The organism is Streptomyces sp. NPDC087859 (genome assembly GCF_044742595.1).
Taxonomy (GTDB): Bacteria; Actinomycetota; Actinomycetes; order Streptomycetales; family Streptomycetaceae; genus Streptomyces; species Streptomyces canus_F.
In genome coordinates this window covers 243,439-269,087 of the sequence record NZ_JBIUUU010000005.1, presented here as the reverse complement: position 1 = coordinate 269,087, position 25,649 = coordinate 243,439, and the positions used below count along the sequence as shown (strand labels likewise).

The 25,649-nt window shown below is 70.6% G+C and carries 23 protein-coding genes and 1 pseudogene; 12 read left to right on the top strand and 12 right to left on the bottom strand.

The genetic code is table 11. The features are described 5' to 3' along the window. Window positions 1–13 precede the first annotated feature (13 nt). Window positions 14–2,860, bottom strand: coding sequence for a PQQ-dependent sugar dehydrogenase (locus tag ACIOHP_RS13875; protein WP_401886919.1), 2,847 nt, complete (start codon window positions 2,858–2,860; stop codon window positions 14–16). A 575-nt stretch (window positions 2,861–3,435) separates the two neighbouring features. Here ACIOHP_RS13875 and ACIOHP_RS13870 point away from each other — a divergent pair. Next, window positions 3,436–5,271 carry a hypothetical protein gene (locus ACIOHP_RS13870; RefSeq protein WP_401886916.1) on the top strand — a complete coding sequence of 612 codons (1,836 nt, stop codon included), beginning with the start codon at window positions 3,436–3,438 and terminating at the stop codon, window positions 5,269–5,271. Between the two features lie 34 nt (window positions 5,272–5,305). Here ACIOHP_RS13870 and ACIOHP_RS13865 read toward each other — a convergent pair whose 3' ends face one another. Together ACIOHP_RS13865 and ACIOHP_RS13860 are read right to left on the bottom strand one after the other, a co-directional pair. Next, window positions 5,306–5,893 carry a sigma-70 family RNA polymerase sigma factor gene (locus ACIOHP_RS13865; RefSeq protein ID WP_361554490.1) on the bottom strand — a complete coding sequence of 196 codons (588 nt, stop codon included), beginning with the start codon at window positions 5,891–5,893 and terminating at the stop codon, window positions 5,306–5,308. Between the two features lie 263 nt (window positions 5,894–6,156). Beyond that, window positions 6,157–6,858, bottom strand: a complete 702-nt coding sequence (locus ACIOHP_RS13860) for an SDR family NAD(P)-dependent oxidoreductase (RefSeq protein ID WP_401886913.1) — start codon at window positions 6,856–6,858, stop codon at window positions 6,157–6,159. Window positions 6,859–7,060: 202 nt separating this feature from the next. Here ACIOHP_RS13860 and ACIOHP_RS13855 point away from each other — a divergent pair, with 202 nt between their 5' ends. Then, window positions 7,061–8,083, top strand: coding sequence for a MerR family transcriptional regulator (locus tag ACIOHP_RS13855; RefSeq protein WP_401886910.1), 1,023 nt, complete (start codon window positions 7,061–7,063; stop codon window positions 8,081–8,083). An 84-nt stretch (window positions 8,084–8,167) separates the two neighbouring features. Here ACIOHP_RS13855 and ACIOHP_RS13850 read toward each other — a convergent pair whose 3' ends face one another. From ACIOHP_RS13850 to ACIOHP_RS13835, 4 genes are all read right to left on the bottom strand, one after another. Beyond that, window positions 8,168–9,103 (bottom strand): hypothetical protein, encoded by a 936-nt coding sequence (locus ACIOHP_RS13850; protein WP_401886908.1) that lies wholly within the window; start codon window positions 9,101–9,103, stop codon window positions 8,168–8,170. Window positions 9,104–9,169: 66 nt separating this feature from the next. Then, the gene (locus ACIOHP_RS13845; RefSeq protein WP_401886906.1) at window positions 9,170–10,723 is read right to left on the bottom strand and encodes an FAD-dependent oxidoreductase; all 1,554 of its coding nucleotides are present in this window, start codon (window positions 10,721–10,723) and stop codon (window positions 9,170–9,172) included. Then, complete coding sequence (locus ACIOHP_RS13840) at window positions 10,720–11,451, bottom strand: class I SAM-dependent methyltransferase (RefSeq protein WP_401886904.1); 732 nt, start codon at window positions 11,449–11,451, stop codon at window positions 10,720–10,722. The genes ACIOHP_RS13845 and ACIOHP_RS13840 overlap by 4 nt, the downstream gene beginning before the upstream one ends. A gap of 50 nt (window positions 11,452–11,501) precedes the next feature. Continuing rightward, window positions 11,502–12,689, bottom strand: coding sequence for a lycopene cyclase family protein (locus tag ACIOHP_RS13835; RefSeq protein WP_401886901.1), 1,188 nt, complete (start codon window positions 12,687–12,689; stop codon window positions 11,502–11,504). Window positions 12,690–13,064: 375 nt separating this feature from the next. Between ACIOHP_RS13835 and ACIOHP_RS13830 the strand changes: the two genes are divergently transcribed. The 6 genes from ACIOHP_RS13830 (at window position 13,065) to ACIOHP_RS13805 (ending at window position 19,229) form a co-directional block, all read left to right on the top strand. After that, window positions 13,065–14,330, top strand: a complete 1,266-nt coding sequence (locus ACIOHP_RS13830; protein WP_401886898.1) for a polyprenyl synthetase family protein — start codon at window positions 13,065–13,067, stop codon at window positions 14,328–14,330. Between the two features lie 20 nt (window positions 14,331–14,350). Then, the gene (locus ACIOHP_RS13825) at window positions 14,351–15,949 is read left to right on the top strand and encodes a phytoene desaturase (RefSeq protein WP_401886896.1); all 1,599 of its coding nucleotides are present in this window, start codon (window positions 14,351–14,353) and stop codon (window positions 15,947–15,949) included. Beyond that, the gene (locus ACIOHP_RS13820; protein WP_401886893.1) at window positions 15,946–16,980 is read left to right on the top strand and encodes a phytoene/squalene synthase family protein; all 1,035 of its coding nucleotides are present in this window, start codon (window positions 15,946–15,948) and stop codon (window positions 16,978–16,980) included. The genes ACIOHP_RS13825 and ACIOHP_RS13820 overlap by 4 nt, the downstream gene beginning before the upstream one ends. Before the next feature lie 104 nt (window positions 16,981–17,084). Beyond that, complete coding sequence (locus ACIOHP_RS13815; protein WP_401887556.1) at window positions 17,085–18,170, top strand: DUF5914 domain-containing protein; 1,086 nt, start codon at window positions 17,085–17,087, stop codon at window positions 18,168–18,170. A 113-nt stretch (window positions 18,171–18,283) separates the two neighbouring features. After that, on the top strand, window positions 18,284–18,517 hold the full coding sequence (locus ACIOHP_RS13810) for a DUF2945 domain-containing protein (RefSeq protein WP_401886890.1): 234 nt from the start codon (window positions 18,284–18,286) through the stop codon (window positions 18,515–18,517). 139 nt (window positions 18,518–18,656) lie between these two features. Then, window positions 18,657–19,229, top strand: a complete 573-nt coding sequence (locus ACIOHP_RS13805; protein ID WP_401886888.1) for a DUF4383 domain-containing protein — start codon at window positions 18,657–18,659, stop codon at window positions 19,227–19,229. Window positions 19,230–19,415: 186 nt separating this feature from the next. Here ACIOHP_RS13805 and ACIOHP_RS13800 read toward each other — a convergent pair. Beyond that, window positions 19,416–19,508 (bottom strand): annotated as a pseudogene (locus tag ACIOHP_RS13800) (isocitrate lyase/phosphoenolpyruvate mutase family protein); the annotation flags it as partial. A gap of 201 nt (window positions 19,509–19,709) precedes the next feature. Between ACIOHP_RS13800 and ACIOHP_RS13795 the strand changes: the two are divergent. Then, window positions 19,710–20,153 carry a hydrolase gene (locus ACIOHP_RS13795; RefSeq protein ID WP_401886886.1) on the top strand — a complete coding sequence of 148 codons (444 nt, stop codon included), beginning with the start codon at window positions 19,710–19,712 and terminating at the stop codon, window positions 20,151–20,153. A gap of 150 nt (window positions 20,154–20,303) precedes the next feature. On the opposite strand, the gene ACIOHP_RS13790 is transcribed toward ACIOHP_RS13795, so the two are convergent. Beyond that, window positions 20,304–21,206 (bottom strand): LysR family transcriptional regulator, encoded by a 903-nt coding sequence (locus ACIOHP_RS13790; RefSeq protein WP_401886884.1) that lies wholly within the window; start codon window positions 21,204–21,206, stop codon window positions 20,304–20,306. Window positions 21,207–21,394: 188 nt separating this feature from the next. Here ACIOHP_RS13790 and ACIOHP_RS13785 point away from each other — a divergent pair, with 188 nt between their 5' ends. Further along, window positions 21,395–21,700 carry a DUF1330 domain-containing protein gene (locus ACIOHP_RS13785; RefSeq protein ID WP_401886882.1) on the top strand — a complete coding sequence of 102 codons (306 nt, stop codon included), beginning with the start codon at window positions 21,395–21,397 and terminating at the stop codon, window positions 21,698–21,700. Between the two features lie 159 nt (window positions 21,701–21,859). Here ACIOHP_RS13785 and ACIOHP_RS13780 read toward each other — a convergent pair whose 3' ends face one another. Continuing rightward, window positions 21,860–22,309: a barstar family protein gene (locus ACIOHP_RS13780; protein WP_401886880.1), complete on the bottom strand. Its 450-nt coding sequence runs from the start codon at window positions 22,307–22,309 to the stop codon at window positions 21,860–21,862. A gap of 459 nt (window positions 22,310–22,768) precedes the next feature. Here ACIOHP_RS13780 and ACIOHP_RS13775 point away from each other — a divergent pair, with 459 nt between their 5' ends. Next, a complete protein-coding gene (locus ACIOHP_RS13775; protein ID WP_401886878.1) occupies window positions 22,769–22,891 on the top strand; it encodes a hypothetical protein in 123 nt (40 codons plus the stop codon). A 274-nt stretch (window positions 22,892–23,165) separates the two neighbouring features. Here ACIOHP_RS13775 and ACIOHP_RS13770 read toward each other — a convergent pair whose 3' ends face one another. Together ACIOHP_RS13770 and ACIOHP_RS13765 are read right to left on the bottom strand one after the other, a co-directional pair. Further along, window positions 23,166–23,651 (bottom strand): hypothetical protein, encoded by a 486-nt coding sequence (locus tag ACIOHP_RS13770; RefSeq protein WP_401886877.1) that lies wholly within the window; start codon window positions 23,649–23,651, stop codon window positions 23,166–23,168. A gap of 495 nt (window positions 23,652–24,146) precedes the next feature. Next, the gene (locus ACIOHP_RS13765) at window positions 24,147–24,470 is read right to left on the bottom strand and encodes a hypothetical protein (RefSeq protein ID WP_401886875.1); all 324 of its coding nucleotides are present in this window, start codon (window positions 24,468–24,470) and stop codon (window positions 24,147–24,149) included. A 134-nt stretch (window positions 24,471–24,604) separates the two neighbouring features. On the opposite strand from ACIOHP_RS13765, the gene ACIOHP_RS13760 reads away from it, so the two are divergent. Then, window positions 24,605–25,603, top strand: coding sequence for a helix-turn-helix transcriptional regulator (locus tag ACIOHP_RS13760; protein WP_401886873.1), 999 nt, complete (start codon window positions 24,605–24,607; stop codon window positions 25,601–25,603). The last annotated feature ends 46 nt before the right edge of the window (window positions 25,604–25,649 follow it).

Here is a 25,649-nt window from a genome sequence, read left to right as displayed (position 1 = left end):
GGTCGCCTCCTTTCTAGGGAAGGGTCCATTTCTGGTTGGGGCCGGTGTGGCAGGTCCACAGATGGACCGGGGTGCCGTCGTTCCAGGTACCGCCGGAGGCATCAAGACACTTGCCGGACTGCGGATTACGGACCGTCCCGTCCGACTGCGGCGCCCACCGCTGCGCTCCCGTGCCGTTGCACGTCCACAACTGGATCTTCGTGCCGTCGGCACTGGCCCCACCGGACACGTCCAGGCACTTGCCCAACGCCCGCACCGAACCGTCCGAAGCGACCGTCCAGCTCTGGGCACCGCTGCCGTTGCACGTCCACAACTGCACCTGCGTACCGTCCGCCGTCCCCGCATTGTTCACGTCGAGACACTTGCCGTTGACGCCCTTCACCGCGCCGGTGCGCGTTCCTGCGCCGGAGGTGGTGAAGGAGAACTCGTCCACGTCGAACAGGGCGCCGCTGCCGCCCTTGAAGACGAGGTACAGCTGGGTGGTGCCGCTGGGCTGGTTGGCCAGAGTGGCGGTCACGTCCTGGAAGGTCTCCCAGCCCCCCGTGACGGGTACGGTCGCTGTTCCGAGGAGGGTTCCGGTCGGTGATCCGGAGCGGACCTCGAGGGTGCCACCCGCGCCCGCCGAGGAGACTCGGGCGGTGAATGCGGTGGTGTTGGCGAGGGCGTACGGCGTGAAGGAGATCCAGTCGCCGTTCTCGATGTTTCCGACGGTCTTGCCGCCGTGAGCGCCGGCGTGGGTGATGACGTCCACGCCGGAGGAGTTGCCGTAGTGCTCGGCCTGCCGGTGGGAGGGCTGGATGACGTGCTGGTCGCGTGTGGTCAGCGCGGGCTGGCCGCCTGCGCCCTTGTCGGTGTACTCGGCGTCGATGACGCCGAAGATGTTGGCGTTGGGGTCGTGTTCGCCGTCGGCCAGGGTCTGGAGTGTTCCGGTGCAGCCGGTGGCCGAGGTCTGCGGATGGCCGTGGCTGTCGTGTCCGACGATGAACGACACCTTCACCTTGGAGCAGTCGATGGTGCCGTCCTCCGGGTCGGTCACCGTGACCTTGAACGGAATCGCCGCCCCGAAGTCGTAGATGCTGCCGTTCGCGGGCAGGTCGAGCCGTACGGTGGGCGCGGTGTTGCCGACCGTGATCTGCACGGACGCGGTCGCGGTCTTTCCGGTCGGGTCCGTGACCTTCAGCGTGGCCGTGTACTGGCCGTTGGTGGTGTAGGTGTGGGAGGGGCCGGCGGCCGTGGAGGTGGCCCCGTCCCCGAAGGTCCAGGCGTAGCTGAGAGCGCCACCGTCCGGATCCGAGCTGCCAGTCGAGGAGAAGGAGACGGTCAGGGGCGCCACGCCGGAGGTGGTGTCGGCCTTGGCCTGCGCGGTCGGCGCGAGTCCGTCGGTGGCGTACTCGATGCGGTACAGGGCGGAGTTCTCGTCGCCGTTGAAGTAGCCGGTGCCGTAGTCCAGGACGTACAGGGCGCCGTCCGGTCCGAAGGCCATGTCCATCACCTGGGTGCCGCTCCAGGTGACGGGGTTGATGGACTGCACGGTGCCGTCGGTTCCCGCCTCGATGCGCTTGATCCAGCGGCGTCCGAACTCGCCCGCGAAGAAGTCGCCGTCGTACTCCTGCGGGAACTTGACCTCCGAGGTCGACGCGGCGTCGTAGCGGTAGACGGGGCCACCCATCGGGGACTCCGAACCGCCGCCGAACTCCGGTACGGAGGACCCGTTGTAGGGGATCCAGGCCGGCTGTGCCGCGGGCAGGTCCGTGAGACCGGTGTTGTTCGGTGAGGTGTTCCTGGGCGCCGAGCAGTTGAACGTGGCTCCCGAGGTGTTGGCGGCGAAGTCGTAGTCGACGTAGGCGTCGTTGCGGCCCGTGCAGTACGGCCAGCCGTAGTTGCCCGCCTTGGTGATGCGGTTGAACTCGACCTGGCCCTCGGGGCCCCGCCCGGCCGAGGCGGTACCGGAGTCAGGACCGTAGTCACCGAGGTAGACGATGCCGGTGGCCTTGTCGACGCTCATGCGGAAGGGGTTGCGGAATCCCATCGCGTAGATCTCGGGGCGGGTCTTGGCAGTGCCGGGCGCGAAGAGGTTGCCGCTCGGGATCGTGTACGTCCCGTCGGCGTTGACCTTGATGCGCAGCACCTTTCCGCGCAGGTCGTTGGTGTTGCCCGCGGAACGCTGGGCGTCGTAGGCGGGGTTGCGGGAGGCGCGCTCGTCGATCGGGGTGAAACCGTCCGAGGCGAACGGGTTGCTGTCGTCGCCCGTCGACAGGTACAGGTTGCCGGCCGCGTCGAAGTCGATGTCCCCGCCGACGTGGCAGCAGATGCCGCGGGAAGCGGGAACGTCGAGGATCTTCTTCTCACTGGCCAGGTCGAGGGTGTTGTCGGCCTTCAGCACGAACCGGGAGAGCCGGTTGACGCCGTCGAACGGCGTGAAGTCGGAGGCGGCGCCGTCGGACGGGGCGTCCCCGCCGGGTGTGCTCAACTGAGGTGCGTAGTACAGGTAGACGAAGCGGTTGGCCGCGAAGCCCGGGTCCGCCGCGATGCCTTGCAGGCCTTCCTCGTCGTGGCTGTATACGGTGAGCTTGCCCGCCACGGCGGTGTTGCCGTTGGCGTCGGTCCGCCGGACGGTGCCGTCGCGCGAGGTGTGCAGTACCGACCGGTCCGGCAGGACGGTCAGGGTCATGGGTTCGCCTGTCTCGGCCACGCCTTTGGCGAGCGTGACCTGCTGGAACGCCGGGGCCGCCGCGCTCGCGCCGGCCGCCGGGTCCGGCGGCGCGGCACTCGCGGTGCCTGGGGCCAGGACGCCGACGGCACACACCACCGCCAGTGCCAACGTGCGGACGAACCTGGGTCTGAGCAGTCTTGTGCGCACAGAGTCTCCCGAGGGGGTGGGGGTGACAGCGGGACACGATCGGTCCCGTCGAGGGGAGAACAGGCGCGCGCCGTCGCGCCGTTGAACCGGCCACCTGTGTATGACCGGTTCATTTCAAGGAAGTTAGCGGCCTTCGTGCGGACGCGTAACCCCTTTCGCATCCGATCTTTCGACTTTTTCCATGACTAGGACAAAGTCTCGATGTCGGGCACCGGCTCTCGACAGAGCGCTCGGCACGCAGAGACCCAACAGGCAACCGAAGCGCGGGAATTTGACACCTGCCGGACGTCGGCCTCGTCACCCGACGCACTGGACAAGCGAGCACCCCATCCCGAAACGATCATCGGACAGGTCGGGAGTGACCGGCTGGGGATTCACTCGTTTGAACGGGAGCACCGCCAGCGTGTCTCCCTCCGGAAGGCCTGCCACCCATGCGTTTTGGCTCACTTCGACAGCGCACCGAGCGTCTCGACACGCCCGTCTCGGAAGCCGAAAACGCTCTCGTCCACCAATACGCCGATCTGGTACGTCTGGCGTACATCACGCTTCCCGCGTCGCTGGGCAGGCACCAGAAGGTGACCGTGGCCCATTGGGTGGTGCAGCGCGCGCTGCCCAGCGCCCGCCTGGCACGGGCACGGTCCGTGCCCTCGCCCCGCCGCTCCGACAACCATCACGCCCGTCCGGAAGAGTCGTATCTCGTGACGGTGCTGCGCGGCGTCTTCGCCTACGACCGGCGTCCCGCGCTGTGGCCGGCACGGCTCGCTCCCCCACGGGCTCTGCTGCCACGTCTTCCGATCGTGCTGGGACTCAGGCTGTTCCCCCGACCGGGCGGAGCGGAAGCGCTGTCCCTGACGCGTGCCCTGGCCGGTCTGTCCGCCGAGGCGCGGGCCGCGTTCGTGCTGTGCTCGGTCCACGGCCTGCCGCACGACGCTGCTGTCGACGTGCTCGAGGCGGCCGGGGCCGAAGACGCCGACGGCGCTGTGCGGGACTGCCGTGCCTTCGCGGCGGACGAAGTCGGCGCGGCCCGGACCCTGGCGGTCTCGGAGGAGTTCGACGCCTGCGTCCTGCAGGCGACTCCGACCGACCTGCTGCGGCGCAGGCATCGGACCCGGCTGGCTCTGGTGGCGTGTCTGGCCGGTCTGCTGACCGGCGCGCTGCTGCTGGCCCAGCTCGCCCCCGACCCGGCCCCGGTACCCACGACAGCGCTGCCCGCGGCCGCTTCCGGCCTGCGAGCAGCGGATCTCACCCGCGCTCCGGCCGGCCGGTGGGACAACACCGCGCGCATCGACTTCACCGCCTGGCCGCCCCGCGGTTCCCGGGTGGAGGATGAACAACTCCTGAGCCGCGCGCTGTCCACGTGGTCGCGACCGGGCTCCGGTACACGGGTCGTCACCGCGGCCGCCACCTCCGCGGCCCCGCCTCTGTCCGCACCCCAGCTGCTCTACGCGGGCGAGGTCGACGCACACGCCGTGGTCCTGCTGTACGACGGACAGCGCCTGGCCCGCTACCAGGAGGACCTGCGGTCACAGGCCCGTACCCGGCTCGATGTGGCCCGGGTGGACGACGCGGACGTGACGACCGCGGCGGCCGTCAGGCTCAGCTCCAAGAGCAGCGGTGCCCGCTACCTGATCGCCCCCTGGGTGGCCGAGGTGCAGTCCCGGGACCTGTTGCGCCCCGATGTCCTCGCAACCGCGCTGGACACGACCGAGGACGGCGTGAGCGAGCCGGTCCCGTTCACCGCAGGAAGCGAGGGCGGCTGCGACAGCCGCCCGGTACTGCAACTGCGTTCTTCGGCGCGGATCGCCGAGCGCCACGCCTTTCTGCTCGCCGGACTGGGTGACCTGTCCCCCGTGCACCTGACCTTCACGCCGCTGCCGGGACACGGAACGCCACCGCCCCGCCAGCCGAGGGAGGCCACGGGGCCGGCCGCCCTGGTGGCCTGGTCCCACCAGGCGTGCGCCCTCTCCGACCTGCGTGACACGGACACCCGCGCGGTCAACGCATGGGACTTCGCCGAACAGGATCTTCCCGACGGCGGCGGCCGGGCGGTGTGGACGTGCATGCGTGAGTCGTCCTGGCGCGGCCCCGGTCATGTGGCGGTGACCCTACGGGTGGCCGCCGAGGGGGCGAAAGCACCGGCCCGTCCCGTGTCGCGGGTCCGGTCGACCGCGCTCTGCAGCCGCTTCGGCCAACACATCGTGGCCGGCACGGTGTGGCGCTCCCCCAGAGGCAACTGGTACGCCCTGGCGGCCGGGAGCCGCGCCGTCACGAGCCTGACGGTCAGCGGGGACGTCACGGCGAAGACATCCGGCCGAACCGTCGCCGTCCGTGCACCGAAACGCCCGCGGTTCGAGGTGAGCGCCCAGTTGGCCACCGGGGACCGGATGCAGGGGGTCATGGACGAAAAGTGATCATCGAATCACACGCATCGATTGCGCATCGATATCACGCGGCGCATGCGATGAGGTTCTCCTCGCGGAGACGGCAGGCGAGGCGGCGCAGGCCGCGGCGGGTGTGGCTCTTGACCGTGCCCAGGGGCCAGCCGGTGAGTTCGGCGATCTGGGTCTGGGTGAGGTCGTCGTAGAAGGTCAGGTTGAGCACCCGGCGTTGCGGTGCCGGAAGCTGCGACATCTCGTCCGCGAGCAGGACGCGGTCGACGGCGGCCTCCGGCCGCACGGCCTCGTCGGTGGCCCTCAGCAACAGCTGGGCGCCCGCGGCGGCGACGAGTTCGGTGCGGCGAGTGCGGGCCGCCAGCGCGTCGGCGACCTTGCGCCGGGTGATGCCCGTGAGCCACCCGGGCAGGGCCCCGCGGTCCGGACTGTACCCTGCCCGCCCTCGCCACGCGGCGAGGAAGACCACCTGGGTGACGTCCTCGGCTTCCCTGACGTCCCCCAGCGAACGCCGGGCGAGGTTGAACACGAGGGAACCCCACCGCTCGTACATGGTCGCCAGGCAGGCCTCGTCCCCCCTGAGGAATGCGTCGGCCAACGCGCTGTCGTCGATGTCCGCGCTGGTTCGCTGTGCGGTCGTCATGACTCCTCCTCCACCGGGCATCGTGGTCGCCGAGAGCGACGACTGTTCCTCTACAGTGCGCATTCGATGCAAGCTGAACAACTCGCATCGTCTCTGCATCGAATTTGCGGTGCGGGGCGCCGCAGACGGCGTACATCGGCAGGAGACAGCGGACAGCACCGCGTCACCGACGTACCAGCAGCAGCCGGTCGCACAGGCCCTGCCCGAACAGCACGCGTCGCAGGGCCCAGAGCCTCGGACCACGGCTCCTGGGCGTGGTGGTCCTACCGGACCACTTCGAGCGGGGCGACGGTTCCCGGGCGCACCAGGCGGGCGCCGTCGGACAGAGCCGCCACGACGGCGTCCACGGCGTCCTCGACGGGCAGTCCCTGCGGCAGGCGCGGCGCCTGGCCGTGCACGGCTCGCTGGGCGAAGCCCGTGTCCATGTGCGGGAGGTTGATCTCCAGCACACTCACACCTCTGCGCCGCTGTTCCCGCCGCACCGCCGTGAGCCAGGTGGCCAGCGCCGCTTTGGCTGCGGCGTAGTCCGCCATCCCGGCCGGAGCCACCTCGGCGACGACCCCGGTGACAGCGGCCAGGACGCCTCCCTCGCCGATCCGGGGCGCGGCGGCACGCAGGAACGCCATCGGGGCCAGTGCGTTGACCGCGATGAGGTGTTCGGCGACGGCGTCACTGATCTCGGGGGCAGGGCCGAACGCGGCGACACCCAGGCATACGACGACGCCGTCCAGGCCGCCCAGCTCGGTCTCCGCCCAGTGCACGGTCAGCGCGCAGCGGTCGAGGTCCCACGCGTCGAACGTCCGGGCGGGGGCTCCTCCACAGAGCGCCGAGACGCGGGCGAGCGCGTCGGGGCTGCGACCTGCGAGGGCGGGGCGTGCTCCGAGGGCGTGCAGACGGGTGACCAGAGCAGCGCCGAGCCGTCCGGTGGCGCCGGGGACCAGGATCCGTGCGCCGCACATGTCCATGCCGCACCTCCTGCAACGACGACGATCGCTTTCTCGTCTGCTTCGGCGGCGGGCCACCGCTCGGATGCGGGTCACGGCCCGTTGGTGCATCCGTCAAGCATCCGAAGGAGGAACAGATCATGCCGGGGAAGGCGAGTGCAGGACCGAACGGGAGGCCATCGTGATCGGAATTCAGCGTGCCGAGTGACGTCGGGACTTCCTCATGGACGTGAACGAACCGGGGGCAGGGATTCCCGCTGAGGCCGGGGTGACGACCGGTTCGCTCGCCAGACGTCTGGGCGTGTCGCCCACGACACTGCGCTCCTGGGACCGCAGGTACGGTCTCGGCCCGGCAGCCCGGACCGAGGGACGCCACCGCAGGTGGACACCCGACGACGTCGCCATGGTCCTCGAGATGTGCCGGCTGGCCGCCGCCGGCATTCCGCCGGGGGAAGCCGCTCGGGCCGCCAAGAACCTCATCCCCGGGCACCCCGCACACCAGACGCCCGCCGCACTCCCCCGCGCTGCGGACGACGAGTCCGGCTCCCCCTACGCCTCACGCTCAGGCAGCGGCCTGCCGCTCGGAACCGTGCGCCAGGAATGCAAGGGTCTCGCGCGCGCCGCCGTGCGGCTGGACGCCGCAGCGGTACAGCAGCAACTCACGACATCCGTGCGCACCCACGGGCTGGTCGTGGCGTGGGAGGAGATCCTGGCTCCGGCCCTGCAGGCCGTCGGACGCAAGTGGCAGTCGGCCGGCCAACGCTATGTCGAGGTCGAGCACCTCCTGTCATGGCACATCTCAGCGACCATCCGGCACGTCTACGTGAGTGCCGCGGCCACCAGGACGTCGTCGTCCTCGGCTCCCGTGATCCTCGCCTGCGTGCCCGGAGAACAGCACACGTTGCCGCTGGAGGCGCTCAACGCCGCGCTCGCCGAACGGGGCGTCGCCACCCTCATGCTGGGCGGCGCGGTCCCGGCGCAGGCACTGCTGGCCGCGGTGCAACGCGTCGGGCCGAGTGCGGTCGTGCTGTGGTCCCAGTCCGCGGCGACGGCAGCCATCGAGCTGGCCCAGCACATCGCCTCCACCCACTGGGGCGTCCGCGGCGCCCGCACCCGCAGCAAAGTCATGCTCACCGGCCCCGGCTGGGGCCGCGCACCGCGCCCCGGGCAGTTGCGCCCGCGCGGCCTGCACGAGGCCCTGGTCATGCTCGACGCACTGGAGAGCAGCGGATCCCCAGGCGCGTGAAGCACAGGTGGCCGACGCCGTTCTTCAAGGCAAGGGCGGCACCTACGGTTTCTGCGTGCGGCAGGCGATCCACGCTGCGGACCGTCAGGACCGCAGCAGACTCACGGCACCGGTCGCCACCACGCGCCCGGCCGCGGTCACCACGAAACGGGCCCTTCCTTGGTCGAACGCCACCTCCACCACGGCGCCCCGGTCCGGAACCGGCGACCTGACGTCGGCGTGGAGCCCCACCACCGCAGAGGCCGTCAGCCCGCAGGAGAGCAACACCGCTTGCCGGCCCGCCTCCAGTACGGCCGCTGTGGTCAGCCGGCTGGGCCGGCCGGGCAGCAGGACCGGGTGGGCGGGGTCGCGCGGGACGATCACCAGGCGGCCCTGGGGGCCACGGGCCAGCAATACGTCCGCGTCGGCCGCCGCGCCCACCGCTGCCGCGGGCGGGTGCAGCAGCCCGGGGCCGGGTGCCATCGCACCGGCCGTCTCCGGATCGTCTCCCCCGGATGACGCACATCCCAGCACGCAGGTCGCGAACACCTGCCCGGCGTGCAGGTACTCCGCCGTGATGCGGAACGAGGCGGCGCTGCCGGCCCGTACCACGACGTCGCTCAAGGTCAGCCGCACCGCCACGTCCGTGGCACTGCCGCTCTCCCTGGGCACGAAGCCCGCAAGCAGGCCCAGGCTCACGGACAGCACCTCGCAGTCGGCTTGCGACGCCATGGGGAGGTGACGCCGCTGCACGGCCACCGCGAGCTGCCGCGTGGACTCGACGACGATCAGCGGATGGTGCGCCACCGTGGTGGTGCGTTCGTTGAGGGGATGCGTGCGCGGCCACTGGCATCGGCCCTCGAAAAAGCGGTCCCCCAGCCGATGCAGGGAAAGCACCAGCAGGGAGGCCATCGTCTCCAGGCCCAAGGCGTGCCAGGTCAGCGTTCCGTCCACATCGTGCGGATGCGTACCGCGCGATGGCCGGGAAGCGGTGACGAAGGGCTGCGAGGTCAGGACCGCCTCATCGACTGCGCTGTTCATGCAGCACATTCGGGTCGTGCTCCGCTGCCGGATGCACAGCGGTGACAAGCCGCCCCGCCCACGAGGTCAGGCAAGCCGGGCAAGCCGTCGCAGCAACGCGCTGCGGCCGCCGTCCGGGACCGTCCACAGGGTCTGACCCTTTACGCCCCACCGCTCCAGTAGAGCGTTCGCCGCGAGGAAACCGCTGGTGGCCGCACGTTCCATGAGTGCCACCGGCAGTTCCGTGCGGACCAGATCACCGGCGACGACCAGGCCGGGATCACTGGTGCGCACGGTCGGCCGGTCGGCGTAGCCACCGACCGGGAACAGGGGACAGTCGGCCCGCCACTCGTGCCGTGCGTCGACGACCGTGGCCGTACGGGTCTCCGGATACACCCGGTGCAACTGCTCCACCAGATGCTTCTGTTCCACGTCCCGGGCGGCGCCTTCGGGCAGGGCGTAGGCGTGCAGTTCCACCACGGAGCCCCCGGTGCGCGAGGCCCATTGCGCCGCCTCGCCCTCCCAGCGGTCGAGGACGCTGACGTTGTCAAGTGTGCCGTAGCCGCTGGTGCCGAGGAAGCCGGGCCGGTCCGCGGCCACCGGGCGGTCCAGCCACAGCCGGGACACCAAGAAGGCCGGCGCGGTGCGCAGCCCGGCCATCCGCTCGCGCCACGCCGCGTCGGCCAGCCCCGGGGAGCGTTCCACGAGTGCGCGCAGTCCTGCCGCGTCCAGGGCCAGGACCACCGTGTCGTGGTGGCGTTCGTCCGGTCCTGCGGTGACGAGGAAGCCGCCGTCCGGCCGGGACTCCACCGAATCCACGCAGGTGGCGGTGCGCAGGTCGACACCGTGACCGGCGAGATATCCGGCGAGGGGGTCCCACAGGGCGCTGGGGAACGGTTCGTTCGGCACGTCGAACAGGAGGCCTTCGGCCGAGCCGAGGAAGTAGATGTGGAACATCAACACCATCTCCGCCGCCGACAGTTCGCGTGGATCGGCGAAGAAGCTGCGGGAGAACACCTCGAACGCCAGATGGTGTGCGGCCGACGGGAAGCGGATCGACTCCAGGAAGTCCTGGGCGCTCACGTCGTCCAGGCGGGTGTAGACGCCGGGGACGCGGACATCCAGCAGGGGCAGGGCCGCCCTGGGGCTCATCCGGGCCAGGTCGCGCAGGCCGAAGGTGGGGCTCAGGGCAACGAACCCGAGGGCGCTCCAGGGCGGGGTGCGCGGGACGTGCCGGAAGCTGTCCTGCATCCCGTCGGCGTGCCGCAGCGGGTAGTCGGGCAGTGCGCGCAGGCGCTCCAGCCCGGGATCGGTGCGGCGCAGCAGGCCGCGCAGGTTGTAGTACTGACGGAAGAAGGCGTGGAAGCCACGGCTCATGGTCACGCGGCTGCCGTCCGTCAGCACCGTCGGCCAGCCCGCGAGCCGGCCGCCCAGGGTGCGCTCGCGTTCGTAGAGGGTGACCCGAACGCCCCGCTCGGCCAGGGCCGTTGCGGCTGACAGCCCTGCGATGCCGCCGCCCACGACCGCCGTCGACACCGTGCGGTCGCTGCTGACGCGGTCCGTGCCGGGCACGGGCAGCACGACGCGGGCACGCCGGTCCCGGCCGCGCCGGATCGCCGCCTGGCGTCGGTGCGCGCTCATCGGGCGGCCTCGGTGTCGACGACCGGACGGCGAGCCAGAACGGTGTGCGTGATGCCGGTCTGCCATCCCGGCAAGGGCAGCACCCGCACGTCGGTGAAACGGGCGTCGCGCACCCGCGCGGCGAAGTCCGGCGCCGTGTCGAAGTCCACGACGCTGCGCCACAGATGGCGGTAGAGGTCACCGTCGCCGAGCACGGTCGCCACGGGCAGGACCAGCCCCCGGCACACACCGGTCCACACCGCGCGGTCGACGGCCCGGCCGCTGAGGGTGTACTCGTGTACCGCCAGCCGGCCGCCGGCGGCGAGGACGGCATGCACCGAGGCCAGCACCGCGTCGGGATCGGCGACGTTGCGAAAGAGGTAAGCGGCGAAGACGGCGTCGAACGGTCCCCGCACGCCCGCCTGTGCCAGCCCTTCCGCGGGGGACTGCACGAATCTCACGCCCGCCGGCCAGCGTTTGGCACCAGCGCGTTCCAGCATGCCCGCGGAGGCGTCCACCGCGATGATCTCCGCGTCGGGCAGTACCTCGGTGAGCGCCGCCGTCGAGGCGCCGGTACCGCACCCCAGGTCCAGCACCCGCAGCCCGCCGCCATGGCGCGGCAGCCCGAGGCGGCGCACGGAGCGGCGCAGATGGGCGTGGTAGCCGGGGTTCGCGGCCACCAGCATGTCGTAGCTGCGAGATGCGTGGTCGAACGCTGCGGCCAGGTCCTCGTCGCGCAGCACGCTCATGTGATCTCCTCGATCGGGGTGCACAGAACTCCTTCGTGCGGTCGTCACGGTCAGGGAAAAGGCCTGCGGGGAAGCCAGAACAGTTCCGCTGCCGAGCGGAGCATCGGCAGCACCGGTGCACGACTGCCCAGGGCGAGGTCCTCACCCCACCCGGTCCGGCCGTCGAGGAACCGCAGCAGCCGCTCCGCCGGCACGTGCGCGAACAGGCGTGAGAAGAACACCGCTCCGTCGACCCGCCCGCTGTCCAGGGCTCTGAGCAGGACGGCGTCCATGGCGAGCGAGCGCGCCGAGTGGGCGGGCGGTGGCTCCGGACGGCGGCCCGCGTACAGGGCCTCGGCGATCGCCCGCGTCTGACGCTGGACGGCGGAGAAGGTGTAGCCGGTCGCCGGCCGGGTGGCGCCTCCCGCGGCCCCGATACGGAAAATGGAGGGCGCCGAGCGGCGGGCGAAGCGCGCGTCGGTCATGGGGATCACGCCGGTCTCGGTCGACACGACCTCGAAGGGCCCCAGGCGCAGGACGTCCTCGGTGTAGCTGCGCAGTTCGGCCTCGTAGGCCTGACGCGACAGCACGGCGCGGGAGAACCCGGTGTACTCCACCAGTGCCTCGCGCGGGCTGGTGGGCAACACGTAGCCAAAGGCCAGGCCCCGGGCCGGCTGAGGGACCCGGAAGTCCATGAACTCCACCGTGCCGGGGTCGAACACGGGCCGCTCGGTACGCACGAACCAGCCGTGGAAGTGCTGCAACAGGGTGGTCCGGGCCGCCGGGACACTCCCCAGCGGCCGGGAGTCGAAGACCCAGCGCGCACGCACCACGAGTGGGCGCCCTCGGTCGTCCCGGGCGCGGATCTCGGCTCCGTCGGCGCGGGCGTCCACCGTCTCGACGGCCGCTTCCAGCCAGGAGATGTCCCGGTGGGAGGCCACCTCGCGCTCGACGAGGCGCTCGAAATCGGCGGAGCGGATCATCTTGTAGGACAGTGGGGCGATGTCGTCCTCCAGCGGACGACCCGCGGGAGAGTGCACGCGCAGACGCCGCCAGGTCGCGGTGACCGCGGCATCGTAGGGTCCGGGACCGTCCTCCCAGAAACACCATGTCCGCTCCGGCGGCCGAAGCGGACCCGGCGGGGCGTCCAGCACGACGACGTTCACGCGCCGGGCGCCGGGCACCGGTCGTGCGAGGCGGTGCGCGAGAGACAGTCCCGCGGCTCCCGCCCCCACGATGGCCACCTCAGCCTTCCACATGTCCCCTCGTCCCTCCCTGCGCGCGTCGCCGCGCTCCCGCGGCCGACGAGCCGGGCAGCAGCTCGCCGCAATCCTTCCGCCCGAACGGCGGACGCGGATGCAGGCAGGCCGGGGAAACCTCCGGACGGCGTGCACAAGGTCGAGAAAGCAGGCCATGGGTGGGCCGGGCGCTGAGCCGCGGAACGGGTGACGCGAGGGCCGTGCGGGCCCGACCCGCCGCGGCGCCGTGCGGTCTTCGGGTCGCGTGCCGTCCCGGTTCGGGTTCGACTGCCGTGACAGATCACGGCTTTCGGCCGCGAGGGCGCATCCGGGCGGGCCGCTTGTGAGGAAGGCCTTTGGTCAGGCAGATGCGCGAGCGACATGAGAGGAACCGGGATGCGCCCCAGCGAGGCGAAGGATCACCCTGTGGCCGGGAGGCCGCCAGGCCCCTGTCCCGCCCCGGCCCACCTGGCCCCGGACGGCAGGGACCCGCGCGTCGTCGACGCGGATGTGCCCGCCGCGGTGGGCCGCGTACTGCAGTCCGTGCTGGCGGAGCGGACGGAGCGGGCCGCCGCCATGGACCCGGACTTCGGCCGTGATCTCGCCGAGCGCCTGGCGCGCTTCACCCTGGACGGGGGCAAGCGCATCCGGTCCCAGTTCACGTGGTGGGCGATGCGCGCCTGCGGGGGCGGAGCCGCCGAGGCCGACGCGGCCCTGCACGTCGGTGCCGCACTGGAACTCATCCAGAGCTGCGCCCTGATCCACGACGACGTGATGGACGGCTCCCGACTGCGCCGCGGGCGGCTCTCGCTGCACGCGGACGTCACCGCTCAGTACGCCGACACCGCGCCCGGGGCCACGGGCTCACGCTTCGGCGAGGCCGCGGCGATCCTCGCCGGGGACCTGGCCCTGGCCTGGGCGGACGACCTGGTCGCGGACGTCGAGGCGCCCCGGCCGCGGGCCCGCGCCGTACGCGATCTGTGGAGCCTCATGCGCACGGAGATGGTGGCCGGGCAGTATCTCGACCTCCAGGGGCAGGCCATGTCCTCGCGGTCCCTGACGCGGGCCATCCGCGCCGCCTGTCTCAAGAGCGCCCTGTATTCGGTGGAACGTCCCCTCGCGCTGGGCGCCGCCCTGGCCGGAGCGGATGCCGCGCGCACCCAGGCCCTGTGCTCGGCGGGCCGCTGCGTCGGGATCGCCTTCCAGCTCCGCGACGACCTCAGCGACGTCTTCGGCGACCCCCGGCACACCGGCAAACCCGTCGGCGGTGACATCCGGGCGGGCAAGCCGACGTACCTGGTGGCCGTGGCACAGGCACGGGCCGAGGCGGCCGGCGACCGCCGGGGCCTTGCCGTACTGCGACGCTCCCTCGGTCGCGCCGACCTGCCCGAGAGCCGGCTCACCGAGGTCCTCGACGTCCTCGTCGCCACGGGCGCGCGCGACATCGTCGAGGCGAAGATCGACCGTCTGGCGGGCCATGCGATGCGCCATCTGGAGTCCGCCCGGCTGGAACCGGAGGGACACCAGCCGCTGCGCGACCTGCTCCTCGCCACGGCAGGTTCCTGCGCCTGTCCCCCGCCACCACCGGGCCACCCGAACGCCGAGGACGGACTGCCCGTCTCCCTGCTGCTGACCGCAGCCGTCGAAGCTGCCACCCGATGAGCCCCCGAGGAGGCCGCTCGATGACCAGAACCGTTCCGGGGCCCACCGATCACGTCGTGGTGGTCGGCGCCGGGCTCTCCGGTCTGTCCGCGACCCTGCACCTGCTGGGCGCGGGCCGCCGGGTGACGCTCGTTGAACGCGATCCGCTGCCCGGCGGCCGGGCCGGACGGCTCGAACACCACGGATACCGCATCGACACCGGCCCCACAGTCCTGACCATGCCCGACCTGGCGGACGAGGCCTTCGCCGCAGTCGGCGACAGCCTGCGCGCCCGGGTGGACCTCATCCCCCTGCACCCGGCCTACCGCGCGCAGTTCGCCGACGGCACCAGCCTCGACGTACACACCGACGCGCAGGCGATGGAGTCCGAGCTGGAGCGGTTCGCCGGCCCCCAGGAGGCCGCCGGGTACCGACGGCTGCGCCGGTGGCTGGAGGATCTGTACCAGGCCCAGATGCGGCACTTCATCGATGCCAACTTCGACTCGCCGTTCGCCCTGCTGACGCCCGATCTGGCACGCCTGGCCGCGCTCGGCGGGTTCGGCCGACTCGACGCGCGGATCGGCCGTCACCTGCGCGACGAGCGCGTGCGCCGGGTGTTCTCGTTCCAGGCGCTGTACGCCGGCGTCCCACCGGAACGGGCCCTCGCCGCATACGCCGTGATCGCCTACATGGACACCGTCGCGGGCGTGTACTTCCCCCGCGGCGGCATGCACGCGCTGCCCCAGGCCATGGCGGACGCCGCCGCCGACGCGGGCGCGGACCTGCGCTTCGGAAGGCAGGTGACCCGGCTGGAACGAAGCGGTGACCGCGTCACCGCCGTCGTCACCGACCAGGAGCGCATCACCTGCGACGCCGTCGTCCTCACCCCCGACCTGCCGGTCGCCTACCGCCTCCTGGGACACACACCCCGTCGCCCCCTGTCACTCAGGTTCGCACCGTCGGCCGTCGTCCTGCATGCCGGCACCGACCGGACCTGGCCCGCCCTCGCCCATCACACCCTGTCCTTCGGGGCCCAGTGGCGGCGCACGTTCGACGAACTGACCCGCACCGGGCAGCTGATGAGCGACCCGTCCCTGCTGATCACCCAGCCCACCGCCACCGACCCCTCCCTGGCCCCGCCCGGCTGCCATCTGCACTACATCCTCGCCCCCTGCCCGAACACCGCCATCGGCCCCGACGCCACCGCCTGGGCCGAGCTCGCGCCGCGCTACCGCGACAGCCTCCTGCGAGAACTGGAGCGGCGCGGCTTCGAGGGCATCGCAGACGCCGTACAGGAGGAATCCCTCGTCACCCCCGCCGACTGGCACCAGCAAGGCCATGCGGCAGGCACCCCCTTCTCAGCGGCCCACACCTTCCCCCAGACCGGCCCGTTCCGGCCTCGCAACCTCGTGCGCGGTACCGAGAACGCCGTCCTCGCCGGCTGCGGCACCACCCCAGGCGTCGGGGTCCCCACCGTGCTGGTGTCCGGCAAGCTCGCCGCGGCCCGGATCACCGGAGGCCACCAGGCCACCTCACCCAGGCGCCGACGGCCCGTCCCCACCACCTCGATCACCCCCAAGGCACCCGCCCCGTCCGGGACCCGCGCCCCGTCCAACACCTCGAAGGGATCTCCCGCATGACCGCCCGTGAACTCGACGCGGCGGGCATCGCCGACCCGTCGCTGCGCGAGGCCTACACCCGCTGCCGTCGGCTCAACGCCCGCTACGGCCGGACCTACTTCCTCGCCACCCGGTTGCTGCCCCTCGAACGCCGCCCCGCCGTGCACGCCCTGTACGGCTTCGCCCGCTGGGCCGACGACATCGTCGACTCCCTGGACGCCGACGTTCCGCCCCACGCCCGCGCCACCGAACTGGCCCGCTTGCAGCGACAACTGGAAAAGGGACTGCGGGACGGCACCGGCCTCGAACCCGTGGTGGTGGCCCTCGCCGACACCGCCCGGCGCTACGACATCGACCACCGTCACTTCAGCGACTTCATGGCCGCCATGCGCAGCGACCTGGAAGTGACCGACTACCAGACCTACGAGGACCTGCGGGCGTACATGCACGGTTCCGCCGCGGTCATCGGCCTCCAGATGCTCCCCGTCCTGGGCACCGTGGTCCCTCGCGACGAAGCCGCCCCCTACGCCGCCGCCCTGGGCGTTGCCTTCCAGCTGACCAACTTCCTGCGCGACGTGGGCGAAGACCTCGACCGCGGCCGTGTCTACGTCCCCGCCGACCTCCTGCACGCCCACGGCGTCCACCGTGACCTGCTGGCCTGGAGCCGAGCCACCGGCAAGCGCGACCCGCGCATCACCGAGGCGTTCCAGTCCTTCGAGGACCTCACCCGCGGCGTCTACCGCGAAGCCGCACCCGGCCTTGCGATGCTCGACCCGGTCGCGCGCCCCTGTATCCGCACGGCGTTCGTCCTGTACGGCGCCATCCTGGACGCCGTCGCCGACGACGGGTACGCGGTCCTTCACCGCCGGTCCGTGGTGTCCCGGCGGCGGCGCGCCGCGGTCGCCGCCGACGGGGCGCTGCGGCTGGCGGCGGCGAGGATCGCGGCGCGCGGCCGGCGCCGGACCCAGCCGCCCGCAACGCCACCATCACCTGTCCTGGCTCCCAGCCCGTCCGACTTGGTCGACGGGCCGCTGCACAAGGAGGCCGTGTGAGCCCCGACCCCGTCGACGGCCACTTCGAGGACCGCGCGGATCAGCCGGATCAGCCAGGTCAGCAGGATCAGCTGCCGGATCGACCGGGTCGACCCGTCCGCCGCATCCGCGCTGTCCGTTCCGTCGGCCCCGCCCGGCCTGTCCGGCGCGCGCGGTATCCCTTGTCGCTGCGCCGGAACTCCGTGGCCTGGGAGCGCCAGCGCCCGACCTGGCGTGAGGCGCGCCCCGCCGTCATCGCCGACGCCCTGAAGCGCGCCCAAGCGCAGCCGTCCGGCAACTGGTACGTCGTAGGGGCCACCAGCGACGTACGCGACGACCGACCGCTGGCCCGGACGATCGCCGGACAGGAGGTCGTCGTCTGGCGCGACGCCACGGGACAGCTGGTCGCCGGACCAGGCATCTGCCCTCACCTGGGCGCACCGCTGCGCGACAGCCCGGTGCGCTGCGGCACCCTTGTCTGCCACTGGCACGGGCTCGGTCTGCGGGGCACCGCGTTCGCGGGCTGGGAGCCCCTGCCGGTGCACGACGACGGGGTCCTGGTGTGGGTGCGCCTGGACGACGTCGGTGGCGAGCCGCCGCTGGACGCACCCGTGGTGCCCGCGCGGCCCGCACTGGCGGGAGCGGTGTCGGCGGTGTACGTCGGCTTCGGTACCTGCGAACCCGAGGACGTCGTGGCCAACCGTCTCGACCCCTGGCACGGCGCCTGGTTCCACCCGTACTCCTTCGTCGACCTGACCGTCGTGTCCTCAGCCCCCACGAAGCAGGGGCACGCGGAGCCCTCGAAGCGTGAGCCCGGCGCCTCGGACGAAACCGGTCCGGCGGACGAGGACGGTTTCACCGTCGACGTGTCCTTCAAGGTCGCCGGGCGACTCGTCGTACCGGTGCGCGCCGTGTTCACCGCTCCCGAACCTCGCACGGTCCTCATGCGGATCACCCAGGGCGAAGGCGCGGGATCAGTGGTCGAGACACACGCCACCCCACTGGGCCCCGACGAGCACGGCAGGCCCCGGACAGCGGTGGTGGAAGCCGTGGTGGCGGCGTCCGACCGCCCCGGATTCGCCATGGCCCGCCGGATGACACCGCTGCTGCGCCCCCTGATGAGAGCCGCCGCCGGGCGACTGTGGCGCGACGATCTCGCGTACGCGGAACGACGCTGGCTACTGCGCTCCACCGGCCGCTTCCCCGGTTGAGGAGTGGCAGCGGGGCCGCCGCCCGGATGGTGGCGTCCGTGTAAAGCGTGCCGGGGCCGGGAGCCGTACGACGCTCAGCCCTATGGGCACTCGGAGGTCAGGAGGCTGACGACATGGCCAAGAACGACAGCCAGGGCAAGAGCCTGCGCAAAGGCGACAAGGTCACCTGGCGCAGTCACGGGAGCGAAGCGACCGGCAAGGTCGAGAAGAAGATCACCGGTCGCATCAAGGCCGCCGGACGGACGGTGGACGCCTCGCCCGACGAGCCGCAGTACAAGGTGCGCAGCAACAAGTCCGGACGATCCGCCGTCCACAAGCCGTCGGCTCTCAAAAAGCGGGGAAAGTGACCCGAGCGTGAACGCAGAACGGACCGGGCGCGGGTTCCGCGAGCCGCTCGGTTCACGAACCTCGTGGCCGGTGCAACCGTTGACACCGAATCCCAAGAAAGGAGGACATACCCTCCCCCCAGAGAGAGGATCACCTGCCATGCAGCTTCGCGACGAACTGCCGGTCGATCACAAGCTCGCCACCGTCTACCGTTACGGCGCCGCGTTCTGCGGCGTGGTCCTGCTGATCTTCGGCATCCTCGGCTTCGCCGACCAGCTCAGCCCGTTCGGCACCGACGGCGACACCATCGCCGGCATGACGACCAATGGCGTCCTCAGCCTCATCTCCATCGTCGTCGGCCTCGCGCTGATCGCAGGCGCCGTCATCGGCGGCAACTTCGCGTCGACGCTCAACATGACGGTCGGAACCCTCTTCCTGCTCAGCGGTTTCTGGCACATCTTCGTCCTGGACAAGGCCGCGAACTTCCTCGACTTCGGTCTGACCAACGTCATGTTCAGCTTCGTCATGGGCCTGATGATCCTGACCTTCGGCATGTACGGCCGGGTCACCAGCAGGCTGCCCCACGACAACCCGTACTGGCGCCGCCGCCACCCGCGCCAGGCCGCCGAGGAGTCCCTGGCACGCCGGCGCCGGGCCGCAGCAGCGATCGGCTCCGCCGACATCCCGGCCGCAGCACTCCCCGGCACGGCTAGCGACGGCACGGGCCGCTGAAATGTGCCGGCCAGGCTGATGCGGCGACGGTTGACCGCCGTACAAAAGACACGCACCAGCCCGCCAAGCGGTGCAGAACCAGGACGCAGAGCCCCTGACCCCGCTGCTGGCCGACGGGGTGACGCGCACAGGGGCAACCACCACTTCCACCGCAGCCCGGATACCCCTCGCCTCCGTCGCCCTTGACATCGTGTCGATCAGGGCGATTTGCAAGAGCGAGCCGCAGGTGATCCGGCCTACGCCGACGAGGCGGCGGAAACGCTCGAGGTCGTGCTGGACAAACGCGCGAGGCACTGGGTGCTCGGCTGCGCGGCTTCCGTAAGCATGCCGGATTCACCAGCGGCCGGACTCTGGCGGGCACCCTCGGCTGGCAAGAATCGCCCCTCTCCCGCCTTGAACACGGCAAACAAAACGCCAGCGCGGTGGCGGCGTGCGTGGGTGGGGCACCTGCGCGGGTGCGACCTCAGGAAGGATGGGGTCATGGATCCAGTGCTGCACCAACTACCGGCCGTCTACTGGACCGTTCCGTACGTGAGCTCCCGCTTTCCGGGGTCGCCTGAGGTGGCCGACCTTCCCGGTCTGGAGGAGGGTGCCAACTGCCAACTGTTCGCCTACGCGGTGCTTCGGCACTTCGGCCTGGCTCCGCCTGATCTGCGTTCGAGTGAACTATGGGCCGATACTCAGGCCACCGTCCGTGTATCGGCTGCCCAGCCGCTTGACCTGGTGCTGTTCAACGCCACGGGCGATGCTTACGGCGCCCACGTAGGCGTGTGGGTGAACGAGGAGGGGCACGTGCTGCATCTGTGCGCAGAGATAGGGCGCCCGGTCGTCTGGGAGATGACAGAGTTCCTGAAGCGGCGGCGCTACCGGGTATTGATCGGCATCAAGCGTGTGGTCGATCGACCCCAGGACACTGTCGGCTGAGCTCGGGACCGCATCGCGTCCCGGACCCCGGGGCAGGCGGAGAGCAGTCTCGCAGTAGCTGGCCCCGGCTTGAGGTGATCTTGCTCTGGCTGGTGTGATCACGGCATCGGAGCCGTCAGGGACAGCCCGGTTCACTGGGGTGAGTCCGCGTCAGTCCGGCAGCCAGTGCAGCTCCTGCGCCAGGGTTTGGGCGACGCCACGGATGCGGCGGTGCAGCGGGGACTGCTCGCGTGGCAGTACCAGGTGGATCGTCAGGCTGGACGCGCCTTTGAGCGGACGCCAGGTGAGACCGGCCGGTTGTGCCGTGGCCGCGGCTTCTCCCGCCGGCGCGAGCGTGAGCCCGTCGTGCAGGTCGCGCTGAGACATGTCGAAAGCGACTGCGGGCGTGTGGAATCGAGGCTGTGGTCGGGTGTCTTTGAACAGTGCGGACAGCTGGTCATGGATGACGGGGTTGGCCGCACGGTCCGGCAGGCGCAGCGGATACGCGGCCGCGTCGGCGATCTCGATCTGCGGGTCATCGGCCAGCGGATGGTGCTGCGCCAGCTGGACCCCGGTGCGCGCACGCCGCAGCAGGAACCGGCGCACGCCACGGCCCGGCTGTTCACCGCGGGTGATCCCGGCATCGATACGGCCCTCGGCGACCGCGGGGATGATCTGTGGTGTGGCCATCGGGACCGCGGCGACCTCGAGTCCGCTGGTGCCGCGAAGCAGCCTGTCCACCAGGGCCGGGACCGTCTCGGCTCCGGTGCTGAGGCTGTATCCGATGCGCAGCGTGCCCAGTTCACCGGCCGCCGCGCTCCGGGCGGTGTCCCACGCCCGGTCCAGCGCCGCCAGCGCGGGCGGCGCGGATTCCGCCAACGCCGCACCGGCCGTGGTCAATTGGACGCTGCGCGTGTTGCGGACCAGCAGGGCCGTACCCAGTTCCGCCTCCAACCGGCGCATCCGGGCACTGAGGGCGGGCTGTGCGATACCGATCCGCGTGGCCGCGCGGGTGAAGTTCAACTCCTGCGCCAGTACCAGGAAGTACCGCAGGCTCACCGTGTCCGGCGCCACATGTCCTCCCTGCCGATTGATAACGATCCGTTCTGACTCTATCCCGTACCGGTCTTTCCCTCGCCCGCACATCAAGCCCTAACCTGCGCATATGACGGTTCAACCGGTCGCAGCACCCGTCGCCGCAATCGATCGAGCTGCGTGCCCATTCGGGGTCGCACGTGTCCGGCCCACCACAGGAGGTTTCCATGGCTAAGGGCTACTGGGTCAGTGTCTACCCCGCCATGTCCGACCCTGACAGACTGACTGCCTACGACAAGCTGGCCGGTCCGGCTGTCCAGGGCGGGGGCGGGCGCCTCCTGTCGCGGATACCGTCCCGTGGCGGTCGAGTCGTCGCCCACGAGGCCGGCGTCACGCAACGCGTCGTTCTGATCGAGTTCGACAGCTTTGAACAGGCCGTCGCCGCATACGAGAGCGAGGCATACCAGAAGGCGCTGGTGGCTCTCCCCGACAGCGTCCAGCGCGACTTCCGCATCATCGAAGGCCTCGACTGACCGGCGGGCCCAGCCACCGTTGAGCATCCGTCACTTGATACGCACACCGTGCTGAACGACGTCTCACGAGACGAGTTCCAAGTCATGGCCCCGTGTCCCAGTTCGTCGTCGACGTCCTCGAGGGCCTGATCCCTGTCGGGCGGATCGACGAAGCGGGCCTCACCGAGCCGAGGGCCACTCCCCCACGTAGAAGAGCTCCAACTGGCCGTAGGGCTCGTCGATGTCCGACAGCTCGAGCGACAGGTTCTCGAGGATCGAGACCGCACGCACGAATCCGTGGACGTCGGCGCGGAGGAAGACGGGAGCAGACGAGAAGACCATGGCCATGGCCCAGGGGGTGCTCGCGCCGCGCTCCTTGAGAAGGTCACGGAGCGCGTCCCAGTTGTCGTCGTACTCGTCGGGTTTTGCCAGGGCTCGTCCGAGTGCGGCCTGCAGATCATGCTCCCGCCGCACGTCCGCCAGATCGATCTCCAGTACGGACAAGCCGGACCCCGCCAACGCCTCCAGCAGAGAACTGTGTTGCTCCTCGGCGACAAAGTACGGAGCCGCCGGCAGCCAGGGCAGCGCCTCCTCCACATCCACCCAGGCATCCAGGAACTCGTCTTCCATATCATCCCCGACCACGGGAGCTCGGCGCCGCCGGGCACGGGTGGCCACGCCATACGGGAGAAGGTCGACAGCTAGCAGCTCCGGTCACTCCCGATCAACCTTCGGTGGTGCAGGGGCCACTGCTCCCCTCCTCGGCCGGGGGATGGCAGACCATCCGCACCTCGGTCAGGCCGGTGGCCTACGCCAACAGTCTTTACCACGGGGCGACCGTCCCGCCGCATTAGGGGACAACCTTCGGCGGCGCCTGGTCCAATAGCACCTCGGGCAAGCTCGACACCGGCCTCACCCTTACCACCGTCTCCTGTCTGGCCGATCCGCACGGCTACTCCCTGCGGGCTTCCGACGGCGGTACGTGCGCCACTACGCTGCCCCGGGTGCGGCTGGACGCAAATAACGGCACCGCCGCCTTCGTCCGAGACGCCCCGTTCACCGCCCCATCCGGGGGCCACCTTCGGATCGGTGGCCCAGGAGTCGTACAGCCTTTCAGGCCGCTGCTTGCGCCACCGCGACCACCAGGTGTGGCTGAACTTCCACCAGAGCGCTCACCCCTACGCGGCCGACCGGTCCTTCCGCCTCGACTGAGCCTTCCCCGTACGAGCAGAGGAACCGTCATGTCCAACCCCCTCAGGAAAAGAAGCGTTCTGCGGTTCCCCAGGGCGGCCCTCGACGAGGCTCACGCGACGCCTGTTGTCGGCCAGTTCACCCGGCGCCCAGGGAATCGGCCCGGCCCTTCCCGATGTCGGAGCCCTCGCCTTCCCCTGCGGCCTCGCCCAGTCAGGCGGACGGCGAGCCGATGGCTGGACAACCAGCAACGCACCACCGCCCAACTGCAATGCCGTGACGCTGTTGGCGACGCTCAACTGCTTCTTGCCGCCCGGACGGCCTGGCGCAGCATGCCCTTGAACCAGACCCCTGCAGCATCATCACCGAAGGCAACATGCATCGACCCGGCTTCGGACCCGCTCGACCACCGGGTGCACACCGATACACCACTATCAATGGCCAGTTGCCGATCAACCTCGGTGACAGTCATATCGGCCAGCCGCCCGGAATGTGCCGTGGTCGTCCTCGTGCGGACGTCGGCCACCGCGACCAGCAGATGCCGCGGCAGCAGCACGGCAGCGGTCAGCGTTTCGCGCAGCGGGGCACCGCCGAACAAGCGCGCGGAGAAGCTGGGACGGCGCCGAGGCACGCTGCGGGTTTCTACGCAGCCCAACGCGATTGCCGCAACATTACCGAGCAGTTCGGTCTCGGCTGCGGCCAGAATCGTGGCACACAACCGGGGATCCAGATCATCGATTGCGCAAGCGCGGCTTGCACGGTCGTACAAGTGCTCAGGCATAGCCGAGATCGTAGCTCCACCAGACATTTCCAGGCCCACGTCAGGGCCAAGAACAAGGGGGCCGACGCACGGGGTCCGAGCGCCGCGACGTTCCGCCCCAGAGCAAGCTGCTCGACCAGCAGGCGCGCGGGGTTGCGGTGCCGGACATGGAGTGCGCAACACCTCCCGCCACTCCCTGGCACGGACTGCGTCACGGTTGAGCGCGCCTGCGCCCTTCAATCCCGCTGGATGGTGCTGCGACCACCACCGGCCGCAGCCGATAGCAGAGGCCAGGCCGGTGAGCACGCTCCCCGCTGCCGACCTCTCCCCTACGTCCCGCTCCTGCCCTCCTGGTGGACGTGCCGTGGCGGATGCGGGATTTCGCGGTCACCGCAGGCCAGTCGGCTTCCATCATCTGCTGAGTGCCGTAGCCCAGCGCAATCGTTGAGCTAGACGTCACCCGGCCGACCGCAGGAAGCGGGCCAGTTGCGGCACGCGGTGTTGCAGGGACGGGTGTTACTCGTCGTTGATGGCTTCCTTCTCCACTCGCACTGGGCCACTCGACTTCGCCACTCGTGTCGCCATCGTGTGGACGGAGATCAGCATCTTGGCGCCGTCAGCAGCGGCCCCGATCGAGATCGGCTTTTGTCCCTGCTCGGGAGTCAGGAAGGCGTGAACACCAGTGTGCGTGCTCCACTTGGCGGTAGTCGTGAGGCATCCGGGGCGGGCCTTGCCGGCGTGGCTGGTCCCTGACGGTGCGTCGTGCGGTGGTGAACACGTGACCAGCGCCGGGCGCACCTTCAGTCGCAGGCAGTCGAGGATGCCGATACTTCTGTCCACGAATTCGAACAGAGAGATGTCCGAACCGTATGCCTTCTGTTTAGGCTGAGAACCAACGCGTCGGCAGCCGCGGACCGATGGCTGGGTGACCTCCAGCAGGCCCGCGGACGGGGTACCACGCGATGGGGGACCACGTGAACGAGAACGAGATGTCGGTGTTCGGCGTGTCCGCGACCGAAGAGGATATCTACCGTCATTTCCTCAGAAATCCAGACACACCTGTAGATGGCATCCATCTGCGTCTGCACATAGAGCCGGACACCGCACGGCGCTGTCTCGGCCGGCTCTGCGAACTGGGCCTGCTGCAGTCCACCGGCACCGACGAGCTGATCTCTCCGACGGATCCCGAAGTGGCGCTGGCCCGGCTGGTGGACGTACGACTGCACGAGCTCCACCAGGAGCTTCAGCGCGTCACCCGGTCACGGCACGTGGTGGACGGTCTCCGTGCGGAGCTCGGTGCGCGCAGCCCCTCACCGCAGGGCATCGAGCAGTTGGAAGGCCTCGCCGTGATCCGTGACCGCATCGACGACCTGGCGTTCTTCGCCCGCGACGAGATCCTGTCCGTGGAGCCGTACACCAGCATGTCACCGGAGAACATCGAGCGGTCACGGCCACTGGACCTGCGCTGTCTGCGCCGCGGCGTACGGATCCGCAGTGTCGTGCTGCGCAAGGTCCTGGAGGACGGCCCGAGCGCCGGCTACCTTCGGGAGCTGCTCTCCCACGGCGCCATGATCCGGGTCGTCGAGGACACCACGGAGCGCATCCTCGTCTACGACCGCACGGCGGCACTGGTGCCGTTGGATCCCCAGGACACCTCGCGCGGCGCGCTGCTGGCGAACAACAACGGGATCGTCGCCAACATCATCGCCCTCTTCGAGAAGATCTGGGACGAGGCCGAGGATCTGGCGAAGGTGGACCTGACCGACGGCGAGAACAAGACTTCCGGCCTGTCCGGGACGGAGCAGCAGGTGCTCGTCCTGATGTGCTCGGTCGGCAAGGACGAGGAAGGCGCACGCGAGTTGGGGGTCTCGGTCCGCACGTACCGGCGGTACGTCGCCGACCTCATGGAGATGCTCGGTGCCGCCAGCAGGGCGCAGGCCGCGCTGCTGGCGCGCGAGCGTGGCTGGATCTGACCAGGCCCCTCCGAGTCCGATCCGACCGGGGTCCCTACCGGGTCCG

Bases quoted from the DNA above. Each gene is read 5' to 3' on its own strand.
- ACIOHP_RS13865 (WP_361554490.1), bottom strand. From the start codon at position 5,893: ATGACGACCGCACAGCGAACCAGCGCGGACATCGACGACAGCGCGTTG.
- ACIOHP_RS13860 (WP_401886913.1), bottom strand. From the start codon at position 6,858: ATGGACATGTGCGGCGCACGGATCCTGGTCCCCGGCGCCACCGGACGG.
- ACIOHP_RS13855 (WP_401886910.1), top strand. From the start codon at position 7,061: ATGGACGTGAACGAACCGGGGGCAGGGATTCCCGCTGAGGCCGGGGTG.
- ACIOHP_RS13850 (WP_401886908.1), bottom strand. From the start codon at position 9,103: ATGAACAGCGCAGTCGATGAGGCGGTCCTGACCTCGCAGCCCTTCGTC.
- ACIOHP_RS13845 (WP_401886906.1), bottom strand. From the start codon at position 10,723: ATGAGCGCGCACCGACGCCAGGCGGCGATCCGGCGCGGCCGGGACCGG.
- ACIOHP_RS13840 (WP_401886904.1), bottom strand. From the start codon at position 11,451: ATGAGCGTGCTGCGCGACGAGGACCTGGCCGCAGCGTTCGACCACGCA.
- ACIOHP_RS13835 (WP_401886901.1), bottom strand. From the start codon at position 12,689: ATGTGGAAGGCTGAGGTGGCCATCGTGGGGGCGGGAGCCGCGGGACTG.
- ACIOHP_RS13830 (WP_401886898.1), top strand. From the start codon at position 13,065: ATGCGCCCCAGCGAGGCGAAGGATCACCCTGTGGCCGGGAGGCCGCCA.
- ACIOHP_RS13825 (WP_401886896.1), top strand. From the start codon at position 14,351: ATGACCAGAACCGTTCCGGGGCCCACCGATCACGTCGTGGTGGTCGGC.
- ACIOHP_RS13820 (WP_401886893.1), top strand. From the start codon at position 15,946: ATGACCGCCCGTGAACTCGACGCGGCGGGCATCGCCGACCCGTCGCTG.
- ACIOHP_RS13810 (WP_401886890.1), top strand. From the start codon at position 18,284: ATGGCCAAGAACGACAGCCAGGGCAAGAGCCTGCGCAAAGGCGACAAG.
- ACIOHP_RS13805 (WP_401886888.1), top strand. From the start codon at position 18,657: ATGCAGCTTCGCGACGAACTGCCGGTCGATCACAAGCTCGCCACCGTC.
- ACIOHP_RS13795 (WP_401886886.1), top strand. From the start codon at position 19,710: ATGGATCCAGTGCTGCACCAACTACCGGCCGTCTACTGGACCGTTCCG.
- ACIOHP_RS13785 (WP_401886882.1), top strand. From the start codon at position 21,395: ATGGCTAAGGGCTACTGGGTCAGTGTCTACCCCGCCATGTCCGACCCT.
- ACIOHP_RS13780 (WP_401886880.1), bottom strand. From the start codon at position 22,309: ATGGAAGACGAGTTCCTGGATGCCTGGGTGGATGTGGAGGAGGCGCTG.
- ACIOHP_RS13770 (WP_401886877.1), bottom strand. From the start codon at position 23,651: ATGCCTGAGCACTTGTACGACCGTGCAAGCCGCGCTTGCGCAATCGAT.